The sequence below is a fragment of the Glutamicibacter sp. NPDC090743 genome (genome assembly GCF_044769125.1).
GTDB lineage: Bacteria > Actinomycetota > Actinomycetes > Actinomycetales > Micrococcaceae > Glutamicibacter.
Genome location: NZ_JBIVXE010000014.1, coordinates 1 through 6,046 on the forward strand (window position 1 = coordinate 1; position 6,046 = coordinate 6,046).

The following is a 6,046-nucleotide window of genomic DNA, read 5'->3' on the forward strand; positions in this document are numbered from 1 at the left end:
AAACCTTCAGTGAAAAGTGATTGGCTGCCGGGTAAACAATCGGTAGATTCCGTGTTGTTTCCGTTCCGGCAACAGATAAAAACTATACACAGGTTTTCAGGGCTCCGCAAATCGGCAGGGCACTTTTGACAGTGATCGTGGTTACACTGTGGTGGCATAATCCGCGGGCGTACTCTGACGCCCTGACAGTTGAACAAATCTGCAGCGGAATCGCGACTGCTTTGCTCCTGCGGTTTACAGGATCTCTGTACGTTTATGGAGCGTATCCAGGAAGACGAACTTCTTCATTGCCCACCATCGGAAGATCATCCCAAGTAACGTCCCGATAATTGGTCCGGCGATAAAGTCGGCAATCTCCTGGACGATAAAAGAAACGTGTGGTTCCGTGATTCCAAAGATCCAACGGGATACATAAACCGGCGCCGCAGTAATTCCAATAGCTACCGTAGACATGCCGACGAATTTGATGAACTGGATACGTTTGAGGCCATGGACGACATCCCCAAAGGTAAACCGTCGCGAGAGGTAGTAGGAAACTACCGTGGCCGCTGCATTAGCGATAAGAAAAGCTGAAGTTGGATGCGCCCCCAGAATCGTGAACTTCAATCCGTAATTCACTGCCAAGGTCAGGAGGAAGCAGAATCCTCCTATGCCCAGGAAGTACAGAGCTCTCTTTCGTTCCCGATACTGTTTTGGGCGCGATGGATCCCGTGCGCCTTCATCGCTAAATGCTTTGGCTCTGCCACTCATGGATCAAGCATAAACATCCCAGGATCGGCGAATAGAAAATTGAAACTTAATCAGGGCGGTTCTTAGTTATCCATATGGGTCACCTTGCACAGCATGCTCAGATTGAAGCTCATGAGCTTCCAGCGATATATGAGTCGGGCATTTTTGTGGCAGCGTCCAATGGCCAGGATGGCGGCAATGAGTTGTTATGCCCTGCGGCTCAACGGGCTCAACGGGCTCAACGGGCTCAACGGGCTCAACCTGCTCAACCTGCTCAACCTGCTCAACCTGCTCAACCTGCTCAACCTGCTCAACCTGCTCAACCTGCTCAACCTGCTCAACCTGCTCAACCTGCTCAACGGGCTCAACGGGCTCAACGGGCTCAACGGGCTCAACGGGCTCAACGGGCTCAACGGGCTCAACGGGCTCAACGGGCTCAACGGGCAGTTTCCCCTCACCCGCGCCAGACCTGCAACTCTGCGCCGTTACATTACTGACGGATTACCCTGCTTAAGGAGGTTTCAGCGGAAGCCGCTGTCGGTTCCGTAGAATCCTCGGTTTTTGGGCATAAAAAAATCGCGAAACATAAGTTTCGCGATTTTTGCTTTGGTGACCCCAACGGGATTCGAACCCGTGTTGCCGCCGTGAGAGGGCGGAGTACTAGGCCGCTATACGATGGGGCCGTATGCTGAAGATAAATCTTCAGCTCACCAAATCTCTTTGGTGAAGCGCTGGGATACCAGGACTCGAACCTAGAATGACGGAACCAGAAACCGTTGTGTTGCCAATTACACCATATCCCAATGTGACTTGGTATTCATTTGCTTCAGCAGCCGAAGCTGATCTGCGCTGAACGCCTTAGCACGAGATATAACTATACCTAAAAAATTCACGGATCGCACATCCTGGGGCAATATCCTCGAGTGATCTGCAGCTCGTTTATTGAAATGCCTGTAACAGACCTGAGCTTCGCTACACGTCAGCCGATAAATTGCCGCCGAAGGAGGCAGGTCCACTTGACCTGTCACTGCGTGCTGAGACGACTGCTTAATGCAAAAGAGGGAACCGAAGTTCCCCCTTAGCTGTGTGTCGGGATAACAGGATTCGAACCTGCGACCTCGTCGTCCCGAACGACGCGCGCTACCAAGCTGCGCTATATCCCGTGGTTACAACCATTTCACTATACACCCTGCAGAATTCTCATCAATGCCCGGCATAGCTACTCTTTTCTTTGCCGCCAAGTCCTTAGCCGGGACTCGCAGCTTAAGACCATTAGATAGCTTTCCCAGGATTCAAGATATTCAACGGGTCCAAAAGGTTCTTGATCTGCTGTTGGAGTTCGATCACTTCTGTTGCTTGTTCCCATTGCAACCAATCTTTTTTGATCAACCCGACACCGTGTTCGCCAGTAATTGTGCCGCCTAGTTCCAGTGCAATACGTACGGAGCTTTCAACTGCACGGTCAAGCCTCGCTAGTGGCTCGTTGCCGTCTTCGGGTTCTACAGAAAACGTCGGATGCAGATTGCCATCCCCTACATGCGAAATCATCCGCATGTTTACGTTTTCCTCCCGCGCAGCCCGTTGAACGCGGTGCACGTATTCAAGCATCTTGCTTTTCGGAATGGCGACATCCTCTCCAGTCCGGTAAGCATCGTCTTTAGTATCACCCCGGCTGGTTCGGCGCATTTCGATCAGTTGCATAGCACTCGGATCTGCCGAATTGCTTAGCTGGGCATTGCGTTCTGCGAAAACACTGCGGAGAGCGGCTTCTTCGCGCTCGGCGCCGTAGCCATCCAGTCGAGCCAAGAGCATGGCACCGCCAAGACCTGCGTAATTCGTCGAGTACTGTTCATCAAGAATGAGCAGAGTCGAATGATCGATGAGTTCCAAAATGGCAGGCTGAATTCTGGCTTTGGCAATCAGTTGAACGCCCTCGACTGCTTCCTCCAGGCTGGGGAACAATAGAGCTATGTCTCGTTCGTCTACCGGGAGATAGCGCAATCGGAGAACTGCGCGAACGACAACGCCCAGCGTGCCCTCGGACCCTGTGAAAAGTGCGGCGAGATCATACCCTGCTACACCCTTGAACGTATTCTTGCCAACGCGGATTAGTCGGCCGTCAGCCAATACGACGTCTAGGGAGAGCACTGCTTCTCGAGTCACGCCATACTTCGCGCACCGCAGGCCTCCCGCGTTGGTTGCGATGTTGCCGCCAATTGTAGACATCCTGTAGCTAGCAGGATCCGGGGCGTACATGAGGCCGAATTCGGAAACGGCTTCGTTCAGCTGATGATTGATGACGCCAGGTTCAACCACAGCGACTTCATCTTCCGGGCGGATCTCGAGGATTCTATTCATCTTGCTCAAGTTCAAGACGATGGCATCACCTAGTACGTGCACACCGCCAGAAACACCTGTGCCGGCACCGCGGCTGATGACCGGTACCCTGTATTCGCTAGCCAAGCGTAGAACGTGTTGTACATCCGCTACGGAACTGGCGAAAACCACGGCCAGCGGTTCAATGGGATCCCCCGACAACTGCCCGAAGTCTCTAGAGTTTTCTCGAAGCAGCGGGCCCGATGATTCTATGGCATTCTCTGGTAATGCCGCGCTGAGGGCATCTAGAAATCCGGCATGGTTAGCGGCCATCTTTATCTCCACGGATCGTTGCGTGCAAGTGATTACCTGAGACTACGGCTTTTGAAGGTCTTTGCCGAACTTGATGACTTGGCAATTTACTAGTAGCTCGGTTCAACACTGCGTTTGCGCCCTCATGGCCAGCCAGTCCGGGGCCGGCATACGTCATTGCCCTATTATTTATCGGGCTAGGACCTTTCAGCTGCTGCATTTTCTTTCGATTGTGCTGCTTGCATTTCTGCGGGAAGAGCTTTTCCCCTGACGAATAGTCGATAACAGACGCCCAGGATTGCCACCCAGATTAGACCGGTAATGAGTGCACTACGCGTATCAGGAATAATGCCGATTAAGATGATGACGAAGATCATGAAGGCCAGCGCCAAGTAGCTACCCACTGGCCAAAGCGGAACTGGGAATGCAGAAGGTTCAAGATTATCTCTGTCTATCCGGTGCTTCATCCGAATATGAGAGATCAGGATCATCGACCAAACAACGACGGTGGCGAAAGTAGCCAATGCAGCAATGAGGAAGAAGATCTCATCTTCGAACCAGATGTTCAGCACTACGCCAATAAGCAATGCGCCGATCATCGATAGTGAAGTCACCCATGGGACCCCGTTAGCCGTGGTCTTCGTGAATACCTGTGGTGCCTGGCCTTGTTTGGCCATACCGTGAATCATGCGTCCCGCACCGAAGATGTCTGCGTTGATTGCTGAGAGTGCCGCAGTGATGACGATGAAGTTCAGGACATTTGCTGCTGACGAGAAGCCGATGCTGGAGAAGATCGAAACGAATGGACTTTCACTACCATCAATCGTGTTCCACGGCTGAATGCACATGATGACACTGAGCGTCAGTACGTAGAACAGCAAGATGCGCACTGGTACAGAGTTAATTGCCTGCGGAATGACTTTACGCGGGTTTTGCGCTTCGCCAGCGGTAATGCCGATCACTTCGGTGCCGCCGAAGGCAAACATGACAATCGTCAGGGAAGCGAGAATGCCCCAGACACCATGCGGCATGAAACCGTCGCCAGCAAAGAGATTGGATAGACCTGCAGCTCCTTCGCTTTGGTTGCCCAACCCGAAGACGATTACGAGAACGCCACCAGCGATCATTGCTATGATAGCGACGACCTTGATCAAGGAGAACCAAAATTCCAGTTCCCCGAAGACTTTGACCGAGAGCAGGTTCACGGCGGCAATGAAGAAAACAACTGCCAGGATCCAGATCCATCGTTCGACGTTGGGAAACCAGAAACCCATATATACGCCAAAAGCTGTCACGTCAGCCAGGGCCACCACAAACATTTCAAACGTGTAGGTCCACCCGGTTGCAAAGCCAGCAAAGCGTCCAACGAATTCAGTGGCATAGCTTCCGAATGAGCCGGAGGTCGGATTGCGGACTGCCATTTCTCCCAACGCACGCATCACCATGAACACCACTGCCCCACCGAGTATGTATGCCAACAGCACCGCTGGCCCAGCCATTTGAATGGCGCTTGCGGAACCATAGAACAAGCCTGTGCCAATAGCAGACCCTAGAGCGATAAACCTGATGTGCCGTGTGCTTAAACCACGTTTCAAGTTTTGACTTGTCTGGCTAGTACGCATGCTGCTCCTCCGAGATTCCTAACTGCATCAGAGGTTTGCCGCTCACTTTTCATGGTGTGCTTCAACCCCGACATCCATGTAATCGCAGTCACACGCATCTTGGAGCGGGGAAAAAGACAAGATAGTCCGGTACCTCAGACTCGTGGTGAAAAGAAGCTGAGATACCGGACGGCAATTCTTCCAACGGGTATCTCGGGACAGCGTGATGGGCATTCTGTAATTTCGACCACTCGCGAGCTGTAGATAGAAGTACACATCCCGGCATGCAATGCAGTCAGATACTCGTGAATCCAATTGAAGGATCATGCTGCGCGATCCTCACCAACGACCTTGAGAATGCTTAAATGTGCTTGCGCAATCCCTCGATATCGAGGCAGGATTCCGATACGGCTGGCTTCAAAGTGCTGCACGTCAGTGGTCAGCAGCCACGCCCGCCTGTGTCCGTCATGTTGTCCACCGGAAGTCAAAGCATCTGCTGTCCGTTAGCGTCCGCGTCTTCAGAAACACGATGCCGGTGTCTTCGGGCGGTGGATGACAGTATCTATTGCTTTCAAGGCTTTCCAAGACGAGGTCCACAATGACGTTCATTGGCCTGACCCGGTGAATTCTCGCAGTCTTGGTTCCCTTGGTCGGTCGAATCCCCTTACGCCGAGACCTGTGGTTGCCAGTTGCTCTCACCATTGCACGCCGGCAGGTGAATGTGGTGCAACTGCGGGAATCGTCTTCCGAAACGGAGCTGTCGCCTTGGTGCCTGAAACTCAAATTACGCAGTCGACCAGCTGGCATTTTTAGTCGATACCCGTCAGGGAACAAATATGGCTCAGCAAGGCTGGCTGGGCCGACAACCTGATCTTCAATTTGGATAAGAACTCCAGTGAATAATTCTCGGGTAACCTGGCCCTCGTCATCCGGTGCAAGCAACTGAGCTCGCCGGCAACCTTGGCCAACACAAATACCCTGGACGCACTGGTCGTTAAAGCAGGAGGGGAGGGGGAACCAAGCAGCACCAGCTGCCCAATTCCCCCTCCCCTTCTCGTTAAACAGGTGAGGCCCCGGCACCAAACGGT

General features: G+C 52.7%; 4 protein-coding genes and 3 tRNA genes. All 7 read right to left on the reverse strand.

The annotated features are described in order from the left end of the window. Positions 1-234: 234 nt before the first annotated feature. Positions 235-750 (reverse strand): GtrA family protein, encoded by a 516-nt coding sequence (locus ACIQTS_RS17990; RefSeq protein WP_365946654.1) that lies wholly within the window; start codon positions 748-750, stop codon positions 235-237. 66 nt (positions 751-816) lie between these two features. Next, positions 817-1,176, reverse strand: a complete 360-nt coding sequence (locus ACIQTS_RS17995; RefSeq protein ID WP_402474290.1) for a hypothetical protein — start codon at positions 1,174-1,176, stop codon at positions 817-819. Positions 1,177-1,336: 160 nt separating this feature from the next. Next, a tRNA-Glu gene (locus tag ACIQTS_RS18000) sits at positions 1,337-1,412 on the reverse strand. Positions 1,413-1,460: 48 nt separating this feature from the next. After that, positions 1,461-1,532, reverse strand: a tRNA-Gln gene (locus tag ACIQTS_RS18005). Positions 1,533-1,818: 286 nt separating this feature from the next. Further along, positions 1,819-1,892, reverse strand: a tRNA-Pro gene (locus ACIQTS_RS18010). 109 nt (positions 1,893-2,001) lie between these two features. Continuing rightward, the gene (locus ACIQTS_RS18015) at positions 2,002-3,378 is read right to left on the reverse strand and encodes an FAD-linked oxidase C-terminal domain-containing protein (RefSeq protein ID WP_365946656.1); all 1,377 of its coding nucleotides are present in this window, start codon (positions 3,376-3,378) and stop codon (positions 2,002-2,004) included. Positions 3,379-3,554: 176 nt separating this feature from the next. After that, the gene (locus ACIQTS_RS18020) at positions 3,555-4,979 is read right to left on the reverse strand and encodes an amino acid permease (RefSeq protein WP_402474289.1); all 1,425 of its coding nucleotides are present in this window, start codon (positions 4,977-4,979) and stop codon (positions 3,555-3,557) included. Between the last annotated feature and the right edge of the window lie 1,067 nt (positions 4,980-6,046).